15 protein-coding genes and 2 pseudogenes are annotated in these 16,083 nt (G+C 52.1%); 11 read left to right on the top strand and 6 right to left on the bottom strand.

Going from position 1 to position 16,083, the window contains the following annotated elements:
* The 4 genes and pseudogenes from DO97_RS18070 to DO97_RS18055 form a co-directional block, all read left to right on the top strand.
* Positions 1-483 (top strand): annotated as a pseudogene (locus DO97_RS18070) (IS5 family transposase); the annotation flags it as partial.
* Entirely contained in the window at positions 414-776 is a 363-nt protein-coding gene (locus DO97_RS18065; protein WP_036536164.1) for a type II toxin-antitoxin system VapC family toxin, read from the top strand. The pseudogene DO97_RS18070 and the gene DO97_RS18065, both read left to right, overlap by 70 nt.
* Before the next feature lie 63 nt (positions 777-839).
* On the top strand, positions 840-1,118 hold the full coding sequence (locus DO97_RS24130) for a hypothetical protein (RefSeq protein WP_036536162.1): 279 nt from the start codon (positions 840-842) through the stop codon (positions 1,116-1,118).
* A gap of 331 nt (positions 1,119-1,449) precedes the next feature.
* Positions 1,450-2,589, top strand: a complete 1,140-nt coding sequence (locus DO97_RS18055) for a sensor protein KdpD (protein WP_036536159.1) — start codon at positions 1,450-1,452, stop codon at positions 2,587-2,589.
* 32 nt (positions 2,590-2,621) lie between these two features.
* Here the strand turns inward: DO97_RS18055 and DO97_RS18050 are convergent, their stop codons facing one another.
* The 3 genes from DO97_RS18050 to DO97_RS18040 are packed head-to-tail and all read right to left on the bottom strand — an operon-like array spanning position 2,622 to position 4,318.
* Complete coding sequence (locus tag DO97_RS18050; protein ID WP_036536157.1) at positions 2,622-2,891, bottom strand: hypothetical protein; 270 nt, start codon at positions 2,889-2,891, stop codon at positions 2,622-2,624.
* Positions 2,892-2,908: 17 nt separating this feature from the next.
* Positions 2,909-4,084 (bottom strand): class I SAM-dependent methyltransferase, encoded by a 1,176-nt coding sequence (locus DO97_RS18045; RefSeq protein WP_156120651.1) that lies wholly within the window; start codon positions 4,082-4,084, stop codon positions 2,909-2,911.
* 6 nt (positions 4,085-4,090) lie between these two features.
* A complete protein-coding gene (locus DO97_RS18040; protein WP_036536154.1) occupies positions 4,091-4,318 on the bottom strand; it encodes a DUF6737 family protein in 228 nt (75 codons plus the stop codon).
* Between the two features lie 406 nt (positions 4,319-4,724).
* Between DO97_RS18040 and DO97_RS18035 the strand changes: the two genes are divergently transcribed.
* Both DO97_RS18035 and DO97_RS30385 read left to right on the top strand, forming a co-directional pair.
* Entirely contained in the window at positions 4,725-7,205 is a 2,481-nt protein-coding gene (locus DO97_RS18035) for a dynamin family protein (RefSeq protein ID WP_036536152.1), read from the top strand.
* A gap of 24 nt (positions 7,206-7,229) precedes the next feature.
* Positions 7,230-7,475, top strand: coding sequence for an HNH endonuclease (locus DO97_RS30385; protein ID WP_036536150.1), 246 nt, complete (start codon positions 7,230-7,232; stop codon positions 7,473-7,475).
* Positions 7,476-7,596: 121 nt separating this feature from the next.
* Here the strand turns inward: DO97_RS30385 and DO97_RS18025 are convergent, their stop codons facing one another.
* Positions 7,597-8,739 (bottom strand): quinone-dependent dihydroorotate dehydrogenase, encoded by a 1,143-nt coding sequence (locus DO97_RS18025; RefSeq protein WP_036536148.1) that lies wholly within the window; start codon positions 8,737-8,739, stop codon positions 7,597-7,599.
* A 131-nt stretch (positions 8,740-8,870) separates the two neighbouring features.
* On the opposite strand from DO97_RS18025, the gene DO97_RS23395 reads away from it, so the two are divergent.
* The 5 genes and pseudogenes from DO97_RS23395 (at position 8,871) to DO97_RS31455 (ending at position 14,874) form a co-directional block, all read left to right on the top strand.
* On the top strand, positions 8,871-10,202 hold the full coding sequence (locus tag DO97_RS23395; RefSeq protein ID WP_052128930.1) for a GAF domain-containing protein: 1,332 nt from the start codon (positions 8,871-8,873) through the stop codon (positions 10,200-10,202).
* Positions 10,168-11,373 (top strand): hypothetical protein, encoded by a 1,206-nt coding sequence (locus DO97_RS23390; RefSeq protein WP_052128929.1) that lies wholly within the window; start codon positions 10,168-10,170, stop codon positions 11,371-11,373. Before DO97_RS23395 ends, DO97_RS23390 begins: the two co-directional genes overlap by 35 nt.
* Positions 11,333-11,698 carry an ATP-binding protein gene (locus DO97_RS23385; protein WP_052128928.1) on the top strand — a complete coding sequence of 122 codons (366 nt, stop codon included), beginning with the start codon at positions 11,333-11,335 and terminating at the stop codon, positions 11,696-11,698. The genes DO97_RS23390 and DO97_RS23385 overlap by 41 nt, the downstream gene beginning before the upstream one ends.
* Positions 11,699-11,757: 59 nt before the next feature.
* Entirely contained in the window at positions 11,758-13,104 is a 1,347-nt protein-coding gene (locus tag DO97_RS18015; RefSeq protein ID WP_036536145.1) for an ABC transporter ATP-binding protein, read from the top strand.
* 29 nt (positions 13,105-13,133) lie between these two features.
* A pseudogene (locus tag DO97_RS31455) lies at positions 13,134-14,874 on the top strand (ABC transporter permease).
* Positions 14,875-15,027: 153 nt separating this feature from the next.
* Here the strand turns inward: DO97_RS31455 and DO97_RS18005 are convergent.
* Together DO97_RS18005 and DO97_RS18000 are read right to left on the bottom strand one after the other, a co-directional pair.
* Positions 15,028-15,285 carry a hypothetical protein gene (locus tag DO97_RS18005; RefSeq protein WP_036536143.1) on the bottom strand — a complete coding sequence of 86 codons (258 nt, stop codon included), beginning with the start codon at positions 15,283-15,285 and terminating at the stop codon, positions 15,028-15,030.
* Positions 15,286-15,472: 187 nt separating this feature from the next.
* Positions 15,473-16,083, bottom strand: a 611-nt coding sequence (locus DO97_RS18000; protein WP_036536141.1) for a bifunctional metallophosphatase/5'-nucleotidase, incomplete at its 5' end; no start/stop codon positions are given.

Raw genomic sequence — 16,083 nt, 5'->3', positions numbered from 1 at the left:
TCGACAGTCAAAGTGTCAAAAGTGCCGCTGGAGTGAGCCAATCGGTGGGCTACGATGCGGGCAAACAAATTAAAGGTCGAAAACGGTTTATGACGGTCGATACCCTGGGATTGCTGTTGCGGGTCTTGGTGACTGCCGCGAGTGTACCCGAACGAGAGGGGGCTAAACAGGTACTCCAACAGGTGAAACAGATGGGTCAAGGGGTATCGCGACTGCATACGATTTGGGCCGATGGCGGTTTTGACGGTAATCCATTCCTGATGTGGGTGATGGATGTTTGTCGGTGGATTGTGGAGGTTGTGCTGCGACCAGAGCAAACCAAAGGGTTCGTATTGCTGAAAAAAACGGTGGGTTGTTGAACGAACATTTGGCTGGCTCATGGGGTACCGTCGATTGGTTCGAGACTATGAGTTATGGCCAGAAACTTCGGAGACATTTATTTACCTGGCCATGATACGAATCATGGTGAGGCAGTTAGCATAAAATCTGACCCAAAAAAACTTTTAAAACATCCTCTAAGCGCATTCAACCGCGATGGGGCTGTTCAATTCATCCAACAGTGCTATGGTACCGACAATATTAAAATTGTTAGTGTCGATACCGAACTCCTCATGCAAGCCCTCGCTCTCTACCAAGCCCGACCTGATAAAACTTGGGGCTTGACTGACTGTATTTCTTTCGTGGTCATGCAACAGCAAAATTTGACTGATGCTATTACAGGCGATCGTCACTTTGTTCAAGCAGGCTTTCGTGCCTTGATGCTGGAGACTCAGTAGGAATTAGAGAGCGATCGCCCTCCAACCCTCACCAGTCAACCTGCGATCGTGGAGTTCCGAGCTGTGAACCTGGAATTTTGGGGTGCGATCGCCAAATTTCACCTTCCGAGCTTGAATATTCGCCTTTGCTACGCAACGCTTCACGAACAGAACTCGGAACTGCCTCCTCAAACCCTCAACTATCGAGATCAGAAGTGCAGTCGTGCTGGTCAAATCTGGAGCGGAACTGGTGTCGGATGTGGCATTTCTCGTTTTTTCTCAGCATCTTTGCACCGGGACTGGCGGTTCTGGTTGCGGGTGGTGGTGGCTTTGCGCTATATAACGGCATTTCATCCAACGTGAAAAGTTTGATCGACATTTTCAGTAATGCGACTCTCCGTTGGAGACACTGCGTGAACGGTACAGTCACGAGCATTGCGCTGATACGGTGGGGCTTGAATCTCATTAATCTCGGTCAAGGGATTCTAGTAAGCTCGGTTGGGATATGGGATGTAAGACTTGCGTAGGGGCAACTGGAAAGGGCAAGAGCAATAAGATTGCTCACGTCAGAAAATTGTTTCTGCAAGGGTAAATAGATCTGATACTTTAATGTAAAGGATTGTTGCTAGCAAGCAAAAAGCCATTTGATCTGAATCTTTGTTTTGGCAGTTTATGGGCATTTCCTGAAACTCCTATGTTCCCTCCACCAGCGAACCCATCACCCAATACCTCTTATATTCGGTCTGTCCGGCGTGGGAAGCATAAAATATTCATTGGCATGTCTCCAGGTGTGGGCAAAACTTACAAGATGCTGGAGGAAGGGCATCGACTTAAGGAGGAAGGAACCGATGTGGTGATTGGACTGCTAGAAACCCACAATCGTCAAGAAACAGCCCAAAAAGCAGTTGGATTAGAGATCGTCCCTCGCAAAGATATCACTTGTGCAGGGGTGACATTGACAGAAATGGACACCGATGCCGTCATTGCCCGTCAACCGCAGCTTGCCTTAATCGATGAATTAGCACATACCAATGTCCCTGGCTCCGAACGGGAAAAGCGATATCAGGATGTAGAAAAAGTTTTAGAAGCCGGGATCGATGTCTATTCCACCGTGAATATTCAGCACTTAGAGAGCTTGAATGACTTGGTAGCAAGAATTACAGGTGTCATGGTACGAGAGCGAATTCCCGATCGCCTGTTAGAGGAAGCCGATCAAGTAGTCGTGGTAGACGTTACTCCAGAAACATTAGAGGAACGTTTAAGGGACGGCAAAATTTACGCCCCAGAAAAAGTAGATCAGTCCCTGCAAAACTTCTTTCAACGTCGGAATCTCATTGCACTGCGGGAATTAGCACTCCGTGAGGTGGCAGATAACGTAGAAGAAGGTGCGTTAGAAGCACTATCTAATCATTCAAATTCTTCTGCCCCCTACTGTAATATTCACGAGCGTGTATTAGTGTGTGTATCGACTTATCCTAACTCACTTCAACTCATTCGACGGGGTGCTCGTATTGCCGGATACATGCGTGCTCCTCTCCACGGCTTATTTGTAGACGACCCCGATCGCTTCTTAACCAAGGAAGAAAGTCTTCACGTTGAAACGTGTGAACGATTACTGAAGGAGTTTAATGGTCAGTTCATACGAGTTTCAGACCAGAATAAAGCGAGAGCGATCGCAGAAATTGCTCAACAGTACCATGTGACTCAAATTGTGATCGGTGAAAGTCAGCGATCGCGTTGGAAAATATTATTACGCGGATCGCTAACACAACAACTTCTAAAATTACTGAAACATATCGATGTCCACATCATTGCCACCGATAAAATCACTTGAAATCTCTTAAAATCTCCCCATTATTTCCAGGATTAGTCATTCCGCAAAACCCGCAACATTCGTGCCAAATACTCAGTGCGCCAGAGGGCACGCTCCTGCTCTGCCAACCCATCTGGAACATAGTTTTCTAGCTCAGATCGAGAGAGCACCCCCTTTGCTTCCAGCAAACGCTCCAATGTATCCAAGCGCTCTCGCACCACGGACACTTCTCCCATCAGAGCCAGGATCACCGACAGTAATTGATCCGTCTGTTCCGTATTCAAATAGATGGGACGTTTTCCCTTGGCCTTAGGCGATGGCATAAAATGCTCCCCACTCCTCACTTGCGGGCAGCGAAAATATGCCAAGTCCCGCGACCACCCATGCCTTGTCCTTGCAATTGCGGCATGGGTAATCCCTGGGCGGGAATCTGGGCAGAAACAACCGTGCGCTCCTGAGACTCAGGGGTGAAGCCAGCGGTTGTGGCGATCGCCGACAGATCAAGATCCCGAACCTCACTCCAGAAAGGCTCGTTATTATTGGCGGTTTCCCAGTCCAAGAGAAAAGCTCGAAAGAGATCTATATCTTGGTAAAAGGGGGCTTCCAAGTGAACCATCAGCCCACCGGGGGTGAGTAGCCGATAGCACTCTTTAAAACAACGGTGCACTGCGAAGCTGGGAATTTCGTGAAGAAAAATATGGGAGACAATCAGGTCAAAGGATTGCTCTGCAAAGGTGGTCTGTTCGGCCTGCTGTTGGGAAAAATGGACAGGCTTACCCAGGGCAACTGCCCGAGCGTGTCCGTAGCGTAACATCGGGGCGGCGACATCAATGCCGTGAATTTCTGCTGCGGGATAAGTATCGACATAGGGTAAGAGGCTATGTCCCACTGAACAGCCCAGCTCCAAAATCCGACTGGGGTTGAGCGCTGGATGCCTGGGTTGCAGATAGTTGTGGATCAGTACCTGACCCAGGGCATCATTCAGTGTCCCCAATCGCCCTTGGGTATAAAGATAAACTCCCCGGTCGTAGAGTGCCCCTGCGGTAACGTCATCAGTGCTGGCTTCGCTATGGTAACTCCCTGGCATACAGTGAATGTCAACGGCTTTTTGATAAGCGGGAACCGTAAAGTCGGGGGGAATTGTTAATGATCCCATTGCAGGTGCGGGAGCTGCTGCTACAACCTGGTGGTATCGGGCTGCTAAGTCATCCAGTTGGAAGTCAGCACTGGTGAGGAGAGCGTCCCACATCAGCTCCTGAGTAGTGCGTCGCAGGGCACTCCACCATTGATAGGTGGATTCTTCCTGCATGGCGCGGCGAATCTCGTGCCGCTGCTGCGGGGGACGCTGGTGCTGTTGCTCAAATTCAGGTTTAACCCGCTCCTCATAAACCTGATGCAGTCCCGGTGATAGATGCTGTCCAATATAGGCCTGAAGAGAGCTGATAAAGGTTTGACGTGCCCGCTCGTCGTGGGTTAATTGGGGCAGCATAGCGTGGGGGTGTTGCGGTTTCATCATCAGCCCTCATGCATCTATATCAATTTGCGCCATTAAGCGTGGCCAAACTAAGACAAAGAATCCCATCCAAGTTAAGACAGGAACGGCTATTAAGGCAGTCAGCCACCCGATGTGTAATAGTAACCAACTACCACCAATCAGGGTCACCCCGGTGAGCACAATAGACCAAGGCTGACACCACCAAGGTTTATAGCTCCAGGGACTGACCGGTTTCGATTCAGCAGAATTGTTCATGACACCGCAGCAATCCTAAATCTTGTCAGCGCACTTCACCTTAGGTTAGCAGTTGCCAGGTAGCATAAATTGCGATCGCACCCTTGAAAAGCACACCGCAGGGTGTAATGGCATCAATCCAAATAGTATCTTAAAAGACATTTTAGGCGTTGCATGCGATTATTGTAACGTTTTATTATGAGTTGTGTCAGACATCCTTGGATTGACTGACCTAAAAGTAGAACTGTTGAGAAAAGGGGGAATGACAAAAATCTGGACGCTTCTAAATACTGGCAGCGATTCCCCTAGAGATGTTCACGAAAATGAATCTGGTGAGCATGTTAATTCTCAAATGGGAAGCCTAAAATGGAGGCTCCCCACTGCCTGTTGTACTCTCCAGCTATTGCTATTGAGGATGAGCCGTTCTATGTCACACGTCTTCCCGCAGTGTCAAAACTTACAAGAGCAGGTGAATAACCTCTTGCAACTTCAACAGCAGGAGCCGTTACTGCGATCGCAAGACACAACCGCGATTGGGAATTCCTTACGGAAGGCGATCTCCCCCACATTTGAAATTGTCTTTGCTGGAGCCTTCAGCGCTGGAAAGTCAATGCTGATCAACGCTCTGCTAGAGCGAGAGTTGCTCTACAGCGCTGAAGGACACGCCACGGGAACGGAGTGTCAGATCGCCTATGCAGAGGTGGATCAAGAGCGAGTCGTTCTCACCTTTCTCAGTGAAGCTGAAATCCGGGAGCAGGTGCTCCTACTTTGTCAGCGTCTGGAACTGCCTGCCCGAGACAATATCAACCATCCAGAAATTATTGATATGTTGGGTCAGGCGTGCCAAAAGATTATTGAACAGGAAGGGGGTGAGAGCAAGTCCGATCGGGCCAAACAGGCCAGCGCCTTGAGCCTCCTACTGACGGGCTTTGTAGCTAACCGAGAACATATCCACACAGTTAACAACAACACCTTTTCTATGGAGCGGTTTCATTTCCGCAACCTTCAGGAAGCCGCCAGCTATGCTCGGCGGGGTGCGAATAGCGCTGTGCTAAAGCGGGTGGAATACTACTGCCATCATGATTTGCTCAGCGATGGCAACATCCTCATTGACACGCCGGGAATTGATGCACCTGTCAAAAAAGATGCGGAACTCACTTACGCCAAAATCGAACATCCCGATACCTCTGCTGTGGTTTGCGTTCTCAAGCCTGCCTCAGCCGGAGATATGACGACTGAAGAAACAGAGCTACTGGAGAAATCCCGATCGAATCCTGGCATTCGCGATCGCGTCTTCTATGTCTTTAACCGCGTCGATGAAACTTGGTACAACACCCAATTGCGCCAACGCCTAGAACGCTTGATCCAGGAGCAATTTCGCGATTCTAGTCGCGTGTATAAAACCAGCGGGTTGCTGGGTTTTTTTGGCAGTCAAATTAAAGCTACCGATCGCACGAATCGGTTTGGCTTGGACACACTGTTTGCGCCGAACCTTAAAAGTGGCGAAGGACGAGAAGAAACGCCGCAATTTGTCAGCGAATTTAACCGCTACTGTGCCAACTCCGGTAAATTGCCCGCCGATCGCTTCCGGATCGATGTCAAAAGCTACGAGTCACCGAACGAAAACTATGCGCGGATTCTCGGTGAAGAAGGGCTGCCACTGATCGAGCAATTGATTAAGGACAGTGGCATAGAAGAGTTCCGCACTGCCATCACCCGCTATCTGATGGAGGAAAAGCGACCGCTGCTGTTAGCAAACCTGGCTGATGATCTTCAGCCCTTGTGTATTAGCCTGAAGAAATCCTACACAGAAACCTGGCAGCACTTGAGCAGCCAGCCACAGGATATCACCGCCATCAAGGAGCAAGAGCTACGCCAGTTGAGCAAAGAGCTCAAGCAGGTGGGGGATCTCTTCCGCCAAGATATTGAACAAACCGTCAACAATGCCGTTGCCAGCGACAGCAACAGTGCTCTGGAAACTAGCTTCCTAAAGCTGCAAGCCCGGATGATTAAACGCTTAGACGAATTGCTGCTGGCTTTCTCGGTCGGTGAAGTCCATAAACGCGCCCAAGCCAGCCATAGGCGTCACTCAGTGGTGCCCTTGCTGGGGATTCTGGCAGAAGCCTTTTATTACCTAGCGGATGGACTGGAGGAAGTCTTAGTGGATGCGTCTCAAGAAGTTGTCCTCAGCTTTTTCCAGAGTTTGGTGCATTGCGTTCGGCAGCAAGACTACTATCGCAACCTCTATCGTCTGCTGGGAAACGATGGTGGCATTGAAACCAGCCTGACTCACCTCCAGAAACAAGTCTCCGATGCCCTCGTCAATGAAGCCCGAACCGAGTGCGATCGCTACGTGCGAGAACGCCCTGAGTTTTACACTGAGGCGACTCCCTCGATATGGCAGCTGCGCCAAACAATGCAACAAGCCTGCCGGGGTTATGACTACAAAAACATGATGGAAGCAGAACCTGCTATCCGCCAACTCTTGAAGCTGGACTTTGAACAAAAGGTCAAAGAAACGGTCATGCGTACCTTCCGCCAAACCATCAACCAAACCCTCAATGTCCATCTCCTGGAAACTGCTGTTGATCAAGCTGATGTGATTCTGCAACAGTATGATCAAGCCCGCGCTTATTTGGCACAAATCCTGGACAAAGAAGCGGAGGAGAAAATCCGCAGCAACCAGCGTAAACAAGCCGAAATTGAACAGAAGATCGCCACCTATAACCAGGCTATTTCTGACATGAATGCCTGTCTGGAAATGATGCAACTCGATCGCAAAAAATTACCCACCATTGGCGACAACGATTTGGTGATCGTGCCTGGTGAAGCTAGCCAATCTGTTGATTTGGTTGAAGCGGCGATCGAGTCTGAGGCTATTGAAGTGGTCGAACTCGTTGAAGCTTAGTCATCCCCTTACAGCATCAATCTCATGGCTCAATCACCGCGAATTCAGATTCCTCCAGAAGTGCGAAAATATGTGTGGGAGCGAGATTGCTATCAATGTAAAAGCTGTGGTTGTTCTGCAAAAGAAGCTGAGCTAACGATCGATCATATTATCCCGTTAGCAAAGGGTGGAACGAACGATATTAGCAACTTCCAAACGCTTTGTCGTGGCTGTAACTCTCGCAAAAAGCATTATCTAGATCCGCGTTTTCAACGATATTTTGACCGATAGCAAACCCTACGTGTGCAATTGATTGCTATCATAATCCGTAGGTACCTCCTGAAACTGCCTCCAAGCAAAATGCGATGACGCGACACTACCTCCATGGGACGACGGCCATATCAACGGCTGCCTAACGGTTCCCTGGAAAACGGTGTCCCCAGCCAATGGCACTGCTCAGAGAGGGCAGGTTATGTTGTTGTAGATAGTCGAGTAGTCCAGCAAGGATGCGCTTTACCATCCAAGGCCCTTCGTAGATCCAGCCGGTGTAAACCTGAACCAAACTGGCTCCAGCGGTGATTTTCTCCCAGGCGTCCTTGGCGGTGAACACGCCGCCGACCCCAATAATGGGTAACTGCCCCTGGGTCTGCTGCCAGATCAGCCGAATCACCTCCGTAGAACGCCGTCGTAAGGGAGCACCACTGATACCCCCTGCTTCCTCAGTCACGGGCTTGCCCGTTGTCCCTAGGGTTGAGGTAAGGAGTCCCTCCCGGCGGATGGTGGTGTTCGTGGCAATAATCCCCGCCAACTGGTACTGCTGGGCTAAGGCGACCACTTGGGCGATCGCCTCCTCTTCTAGATCGGGGGCGATTTTCACCAAGAGGGGCTTGTTTGCCTGATTTTCGCTTTGGAGGGCAGATAAAATCGGAGCCAGTTGCTCGGCATCCTGAAGCGATCTCAGCCCTGGAGTATTGGGAGAACTGACATTGACCACAAAATAGTCCCCCCAGGGCAGAAGTTGGTGAAAGCTAGCGACGTAGTCCCCAACGGCATCGCTCAAGGCCGTGATCTTGGATTTACCAAGATTGATCCCGATGGGCAGCCCCATCCCCCCTTCCTGTTGGCGTTGTTGCAGCCGTGCGGCCAGACGGGCAGCCCCCTGGTTATTGAACCCCATACGATTGAGCACGGCCTGGTCTTGAGGGAGACGAAACAAACGCGGTCGAGGATTACCGGGTTGGGCATGGTAGGTGACGGTTCCCAATTCGGCAAAGCCAAAGCCCAGACTTGACCACATGCCTGCTGCCACCCCATCTTTATCAAAACCTGCGGCCAGCCCAATGGGATTGGGAAATTCCAGGTTCCACAGCGATTGCTGCAGCCGGACATCGGCTAAACCGCAGGAGTGTTGTAGTTGCTGCTTCAGCCAACTGGCAGGTGGCTGGGTACCCCTGCGATCGAGCCACTGTAAAATTCCTAAGGACTGTTGATGGGCCCACTCCGGATCGGTGCCAGTAAACAATAGCTGCCGCACCAGATCTTGATAGATATCCAACTTGCGAGTATCACCCCTTCGTAACAACAACCAACCTCCATGCCAGTCAACAGGCAGAGTTCGCCTGGGAATCAGGTTATCTTAAAGACTACAGCAATCGCCAGGAATTGCCCTGAGTCAGGATGGGGACTATGAATCAGGCCAAAGAGCCAGCCATCTACGAAAAACAACTCATGGCCTTGGGGCAGGTTCTCCAAACCCTCCGGGAAAGCAAAACCATCCAGAGTTTAGTGGAGGGATTGCTGGGCTATTTACAAGTGGAGTTTGAATTTAATCTCATTTGGATTGGCCTCTATAAGCAGGCTGAACATCAACTGGTGGGCATTGCCGGCATCACCCCTACAGTTGATGCTAATTTTGTTCGGCAAAAGTTCACCCTCAATCCTGGAGATGTCTTGGAACAGGTGGTGATGCAGCAGTCCTCCCTCCGGATTCCAGATTTGCGAGAAGAAGCCCGAGCTGGGGAGTGGCGCAAGGCAGCCCAGCGGTTCAACATCCAGGGAACGGCTATTTACCCCATTCGTCAGCGGGGGCGATGTTGGGGGGTGGTGATGTTGGGAACCCACCGTTGGGGGTTTTCCCCCCGCAACGAAGAAAAGTTGCGGATTCTCGTTGCCCTGGGGGAAATGGGAGCCTTGCTAGAGCAACTGGAACTGGCTCAACAGCAACAACAGGTGAAGCAACCCGAGGAGTCGCTGCTGATGCTGCTCACCAAGCTGCGATCGCTCCCTAACCTCAACCAACGATTGGACGCGATTCTAGCTGAAACCCATCGATTTATTGCCCCTTCTCGTACCTACATCTACTGGTTTGACCAGCAACGCCGCCTCTTTTGGCGGCGGGGGATGCAACCCGCCAAGGCGGGGCGGAGGGAGGGGCCAGCCGAAATCGCCGTTCAGGATTTGGCAGGCTTCTATCAGGCCTTGGTAGGGGATCAGATGGTGGTGATTGGGGAAGCGCAAACGGTGCTCAAGGCTGATACCACCCATCGCCTGCTGCAATATACCCAGGCCCAGGCTCTAGTGGCAGCGCCGATTCTCTACCAGAACGAGTTAAAAGGGTTCCTCTGGGTTGAAAGCCATCCTTCGCGCATCTGGTTGGAATCTGAGAAGAAGTTGATTCGAGCCACCTCGCACCTCGTGGGTCTGACGGCACCCCTGGAGGAAATGGAGCTAACCCTGAAGCAAACACGAGCCGATCAAAGCCTGGTAACCGTCGTGGCTCGGGCGATCGCCTGTGATCAGGATTGGCAAGCCACCCTCAAGAACTGTGCGGAAGAACTCTGTCATCGACTCCAGGTGGATCGGGTGCTACTCCTGCTATGGGACGCCGATCAGGGCAAATTCACCGTTCGCTACCAGAGTCACCCCCCCGAACCGTCGTCCGCTGCCCGAACCCCTCCAAGCTCTGGGGGAACTCGACTGGCAAATGCTCGAGCGCACCACGACGGCTACCTGCATTGAGAACTGGACGGAGGACCTAAAGTTACTGGCTTGGCGGGAACGATTCCTGGAGGTGGGGATGAGATCGCTGCAGGTGTGTAGCACCACCAGCAAGCGTCCCCTGGAGGGGCTACTGCTAGTCGGGACGGAAAGCCCCCGCACCTGGACCCAGGCCGAACAGGAGATTGTCTGCACCGTGGGGCAACAGTTGGGTGTGATCCTGACTCACTGGCATCAGCAACGTCAGAACAAGCAGCAACAGGAAATTGCCCAGACCATCCAGTGGGGACTCACAACCTTCCAGCAACTCCAACAAGTCGATCAACTGGAAAAGTCTGCGGTACAGATGATTGCCCAAGTCGTCATGGAAGCACCGCTGGCGGCGCTGATTAGCTGGTCACCCGGTCGTCCCGTTGGCCAGATTACCGCCGCGTTCAGCACCAGTCCAGCTTTCGGCCTCACCCTCAACGCCACCGTGCCCGTGCACAGTGATGCCCTGATCCAGCGAACCCTGGCCACCGATGGATTGCTGGCCTTGACCATTGATGAGATTGCCGTCGAAACGTGCCAATGGCTGAAAGCCACTGGCATCGGCCAGGTTCTCACCCTGGCGCTCCGAACCTCCCCGGAATTTGAACCCACCGGGGTAATTTTGGTGGCCGACCAGCCCGATCGCCGGTGGTCGGAGCGTTGCTTAAATGCCCTCGGAACCTTGACGAGTCAGTTTGCCTGGTCACGACGCCACCTGCAACTCACCTATCTGCTCAATACCCAGCGCGAATACCTGGAACGCCTGAATTGGTACAAACTCTGCCGCTGGGAAGAATTTTACCGCTCCATCGGGGCAGGGGTAAGGAAGTTAGGAGATCTGGCACCCTCCCCCACTGGCAGCACCACGCTCCCCCCAAGTCCACCAGGCTCCTCGACTCCCCCGAATCGCCGACACCAAGATGGTCTGCGGCAGCTCAACGATACTCTGAGTGCGATCGCCCCAATGGTTCAAAAAGAACAGTGGCGACTCCAGACGCAGACAGACACGGTGCTACTGACTTCGTTACTGAAGCGCTCCTTAGAACGGGTGGATCACCTGATTCAGCAGCGGCAACTCTGGTCCCAGGTGCACAACTTACCAGAAGAATCACCCCCGGGAGATGGGGAATCTCCGCATTCAGGGAGACGGGATCAAGATTGAGCTGGTGCTCTACGAAGTATTGGCCGCTGCTTGCCGCCGCTCCCTCCCCAAAGGGCGGATTGACATCTGGCCCCGATTGCCGGAACCCACCTGGCTCGAACTCTCGATCACAGACAATGGCACCATCGAACCCCGGCTGATTGCTGACCTCATGTCCGGACGATCTGCTGACTTGCTGGCACCATCGACCCTCGATCATCCGCCGGGTTTACATCTGATGATCTGTCAAGCCCTGCTGAAGCAGATGGGAGGAGAACTCAACTTTTACAAAATTGAAGATGGTCGGATTTTGACCCGCCTGATGTTGCCCGTCCCAGTTGATTGACTGCTGATTCTTACAAAGGAAGTGGTAATAGTAGAGGGGCAGCAACAGGAGCTTGCACAATGGTCACCCAATCACTAACCGATCCTTTGATTACCTTGCAAGGGGTGACAAAGTCCTATCGACAACCCAATGGTCAAGAAGTCATTATCCTGGAACCGATTCACTTGATGCTGCGCCCTGGGGAAATTGTGGCCCTCTTGGGGCCATCGGGTTCCGGCAAGTCCACCCTGATGCGGATGATTGCAGGCTTAATTCCCCCCACCTCTGGCCAGGTGCTCTACCACGATCGCCCCTTGGTGGGCTTAAATCCAGGGGTGGCAATTGTCTTTCAAAGCTTTGCACTTTACCCTTGGTTAACCGTCCTAGAAAACGTAGAGTTGGGCCTCAAAGCCAAGGGAGAACCGGCAGCGCCGCGGCGGCAAAAAGCCTTGAAGATGATCGATGTCATCGGTCTGGATGGCTTTGAAAATGCCTATCCCAAGGAACTGTCTGGGGGCATGCGCCAGCGGGTGGGCTTTGCCCGCGCCCTGGCCGTGGAACCTGAGCTGCTGTGTATGGATGAACCCTTTTCAGCCCTGGATGTGCTGACCGCTGAGAACCTCCGGTTTGAGCTTTTGGATCTGTGGCTAGAACGGCGGATTCCCACCCGGTCGATTTTAATTGTTACCCACGGGATTGAGGAAGCGGTGATTCTAGCAGATCGCATCGTGGTGCTGGGGCGGAATCCCGGCCGGATTCGCGCCGATCTGCCCGTGACCTTACCCCATTACCGCGATCGTAAGAGTCCGGCTTTTCAGGCATTGGTGGATCAGGTTTATAAAATTCTCACCCATCCTGATCTTCAGGAAATTGAACCCCCTGCTCCGGTTTCGACCCCCCATGAACCAAGCCCGGAACCTACCAAATATCAGTCCCTGCCATCGGTACGCATTGGCTCCATTGCGGGTTTCTTGGAACTCCTAGAAGACCGCCAAGGCGATCTCTACCGGCTAGCCCAGGAGTTCTTGATGGAAGTGGATGACATGCTGCCGATTGTGGAAGCCGCCCAATTTCTGGACTTAGTGGCCGTGCGGGAAGGTGATATCAGTCTTAGCTCGGTGGGCCAGCAATTTATCAGCAGTGGCATTGACGAGCGCAAACACATTGTCCGTACCCAACTCCTTGCCCATATTCGACTGGTACAGCAAATTTATCGTCTCCTCCAGGCCAAGCGGGATCAACGTCTGCCGGAAGAATTAATTCTGGATATCCTAGAACCCCATTTCACGGCCAAGGAAGCCCAGCGGCAATTTAACACCGCCATTGACTGGGGGCGATATGCCGAGCTCTACAGCTATGATGAACCGTCCGGTGAAATTTTCCTTGAAGCTGCAACAACTCCCGAACTGGTTGTAACCAACCCCTAGCGATTTTTACTCTTCTCCTTCTTTTCCCCATGACTCGACCCCTTACCCCTGCTAACCAAGCGCCAGGACGGGTTAGCTGGACCTGGCAAGATGGACTGCTGCTGCTGGCGATTTTGGCCTTGATTCTGGCAATTGTCAAAATCGCCGATCAGTTCCAGGGCAGCTATGACACCAACCTGAAAATTTCCACCGATCTCAGCGTGTTGCCGGGATATACGGCTCAAACCCTGGTACGAATGCTGGTGGCCTATGGCTTGTCCTTGGGATTTACCCTGATCTATGCCTACGCTGCCTACCGTTCCAAAGTCGCAGCCTTGGTGCTCTTACCGCTGCTGGATATTTTGCAATCGATTCCAGTCTTGTCCTTTCTCCCAGGGGTAGTGCTGGCGCTGATTGCCCTGTTCCCTGGACAGCGTATTGGGGTAGAGATTGCAGCGATTTTGCTGATTTTTACCGGCATGACTTGGAACATGACCTTTAGTTTTTATCAATCCCTGACCAGCATTCCCCGCGAACTTCAGGAAGCTGCCAAAATCTATCGTCTGAATGGCTGGCAACGCTTCTGGACCTTGGAGTTACCCGCTGGGGTGATTGGCTTGGTGTGGAATAGTGTGATGTCGGTAGCGGGGGGTGGTTTTTTCTGATGGCGATCGAGTCCTTTAGTCTCGGGGACAAAAACTTTCGCATGCCTGGTCTGGGATCATTCTTAGCTGCGGCCGCTAGTCGGGGTGACTTTGGGGCGATCGGCTGGGGATTAGGAGTGTTGATCACGGTGATCGTACTCCTCGATCTCTTGGTGTGGCGACCGTTGATTGCCTGGGCCGAGAAGTTTAAGTATGAATCGGTGGAGGCCCAAAGCAGTCCCCATTCGGCAATTCTAGATTTTCTCCGGCGATCGCCGACGCTGCGAACCTTGGGCGATCGCCTCTGGCGACCCCTGCGGGAAGGACTGGATCAGCGGGTTAATCGTGCTTTTACAATTACGACGGCAACTACTCCCGTGAAACAGCAACGGCTCTGGCTGCAATGGTTGGGATGGTTGTTTACCAGTGGGGTTGCCGTGATAGTGTTGTGGGGAACCTGGGAAGCTGTCCTGATGCTGCGGCTGGTAGCTCCGAAGGAATGGGGGGAGGTATTGGGTGGGGCTGCATTCACCGCCTTGCGGGTAATTGCAGCCCTTGTATTATCGCTGTTGTGGACGGTACCCGTGGGGGTAACCATTGGCCGTAACCCGCGACTGGCTCAAATCTTGCAACCCCTAGTGCAAATTGCAGCCTCGGTACCGGCAACGGCATTGTTTCCCGTACTGCTACTGGGGCTGATTCAATTCGGGGGGGGGCTTACAGATTGGTTCCATTGCCCTGATGATGCTGGGAACCATGTGGTACATCCGTTTTTAATGTCATTGCTGGGGCACAATCCATTCCAGCGGAGTTATTTGAGGCTGCCATGGTCTATAAGCTCTCCCGTTGGCAGCGCTGGCAGACCCTGATTTTGCCAGGGATCTTTCCCTATTTGATTACGGGCATGATCACTGCAGTGGGTGGTGCTTGGAACGCTAGCATTGTCAGCGAATACGTCGAGTTCCGAGGGCAGACAATTACCACCCCAGGGTTAGGAGCGATGATTTCCCAAGCCACTGCAACGGGCAACTTTCCGCTTCTGTTGGCAGCGACGGCAATCATGTCTCTGCTGGTGGTAATGACGAATCGCTTGGTGTGGCGACCCCTCTACCAATTAGCCCAAGAGAAATATCAGCAACTGCTATGAATTGATCCCAATTCGCTAGGGTGAATCTTGAGAGCTTGAAATTCACCTTAGCTGTGACTATCCCAAGCATCTTTGGAAATGACCGTAGTGCTGACCAACTTGTCAGAGAGATCTTCTGCTCAGGAATCTAGCCTTGCTGCTGATCGCTGGGAATTAATGGCTGTGGGAGGTAATTGCTGAGGGAGAAGATGCGGTCAAACGTTTCTGTTTGAGGCTTTGGAGTTGTTCCAGCAATTGATCGGTTTCAGCGTGGAGATGCAAAAACTCAGCTTGGTGATTGGCTTGATAGACAGACTTCATCACCTCCACCAGCCGTGTCTGATTGCTGGCGGTTGACGACTCAGGTACCAAGGGCTGAGGCTGATAAACAGCAGTCTGGGAAAGGGAGGATTCAGAGGATCGATTTGACATTAGACTGTAATAGTTATTTTTGCTTATCTAACGACACGGCGTTATTCTAACCTGAACAAAAGGTTAAATTGTATCCAATGTGTCAATTTTTCGACTGGTCAACGCTTTTCCTAAGGTGTCAAACACAGACTACAAAATGTCTACAGGTGTTTACGGAGATGCCGAGAGCCTGGGTAAAGCCTCTTGATCAGGGGCTCCTCGGATTGAGAATCCGCTGTTCTGTCTGGATCTTCAGGGGCGATTGCGCCACGATGTATTCAGTGACCACATCAACTAGTAGCAAGCCAGTGTCGAGGATATTTTGTCCTTGAGACACCACGTGGTAGCCATCTCCCCCCGTTGCCATAAAGTTGTTAGTGACGACTCGATAAATCTGGGTGGGACGGAGGGGGGCTAGACTGCTATCCCGATGTCGTACTTGGACACTGACAACCCGAGACCCAGGGGCAGCTGTAGGGTTCCAGACAATGCGGAGGCCACTCACCTGCGGAAACCGACCTGCGCCTTCTTCAATTCGACTCAGACCATTTTCCAGCGCTGTCCAAATCTGCTCACCGGTTAGATCCACCCGGACAATGGTGTTGCCAAAGGGGAGAACTTCCAACAGTTGGCCTAGAGTAATTGGCCCAATTGTCAAATCATTCCGCAGTCCCCCACTGTTGATCAGGGCAATTTCAGCCCCATCGGCTTGGGTTTTCTCCAACATGGCATCGGCAACCAAATCTCCTAAATTCGATTCCCCCAGATGATCGCGGGTCAGGGGCACGGTGGTTTGACCAATGATTTTTTGCTGCAAGG

This window comes from Neosynechococcus sphagnicola sy1, from assembly GCF_000775285.1.
Taxonomy (GTDB): Bacteria; Cyanobacteriota; Cyanobacteriia; order Neosynechococcales; family Neosynechococcaceae; genus Neosynechococcus; species Neosynechococcus sphagnicola.
Note: the sequence above shows the minus strand (reverse complement) of the source record. Positions and strands in the feature narration are given on the sequence as shown.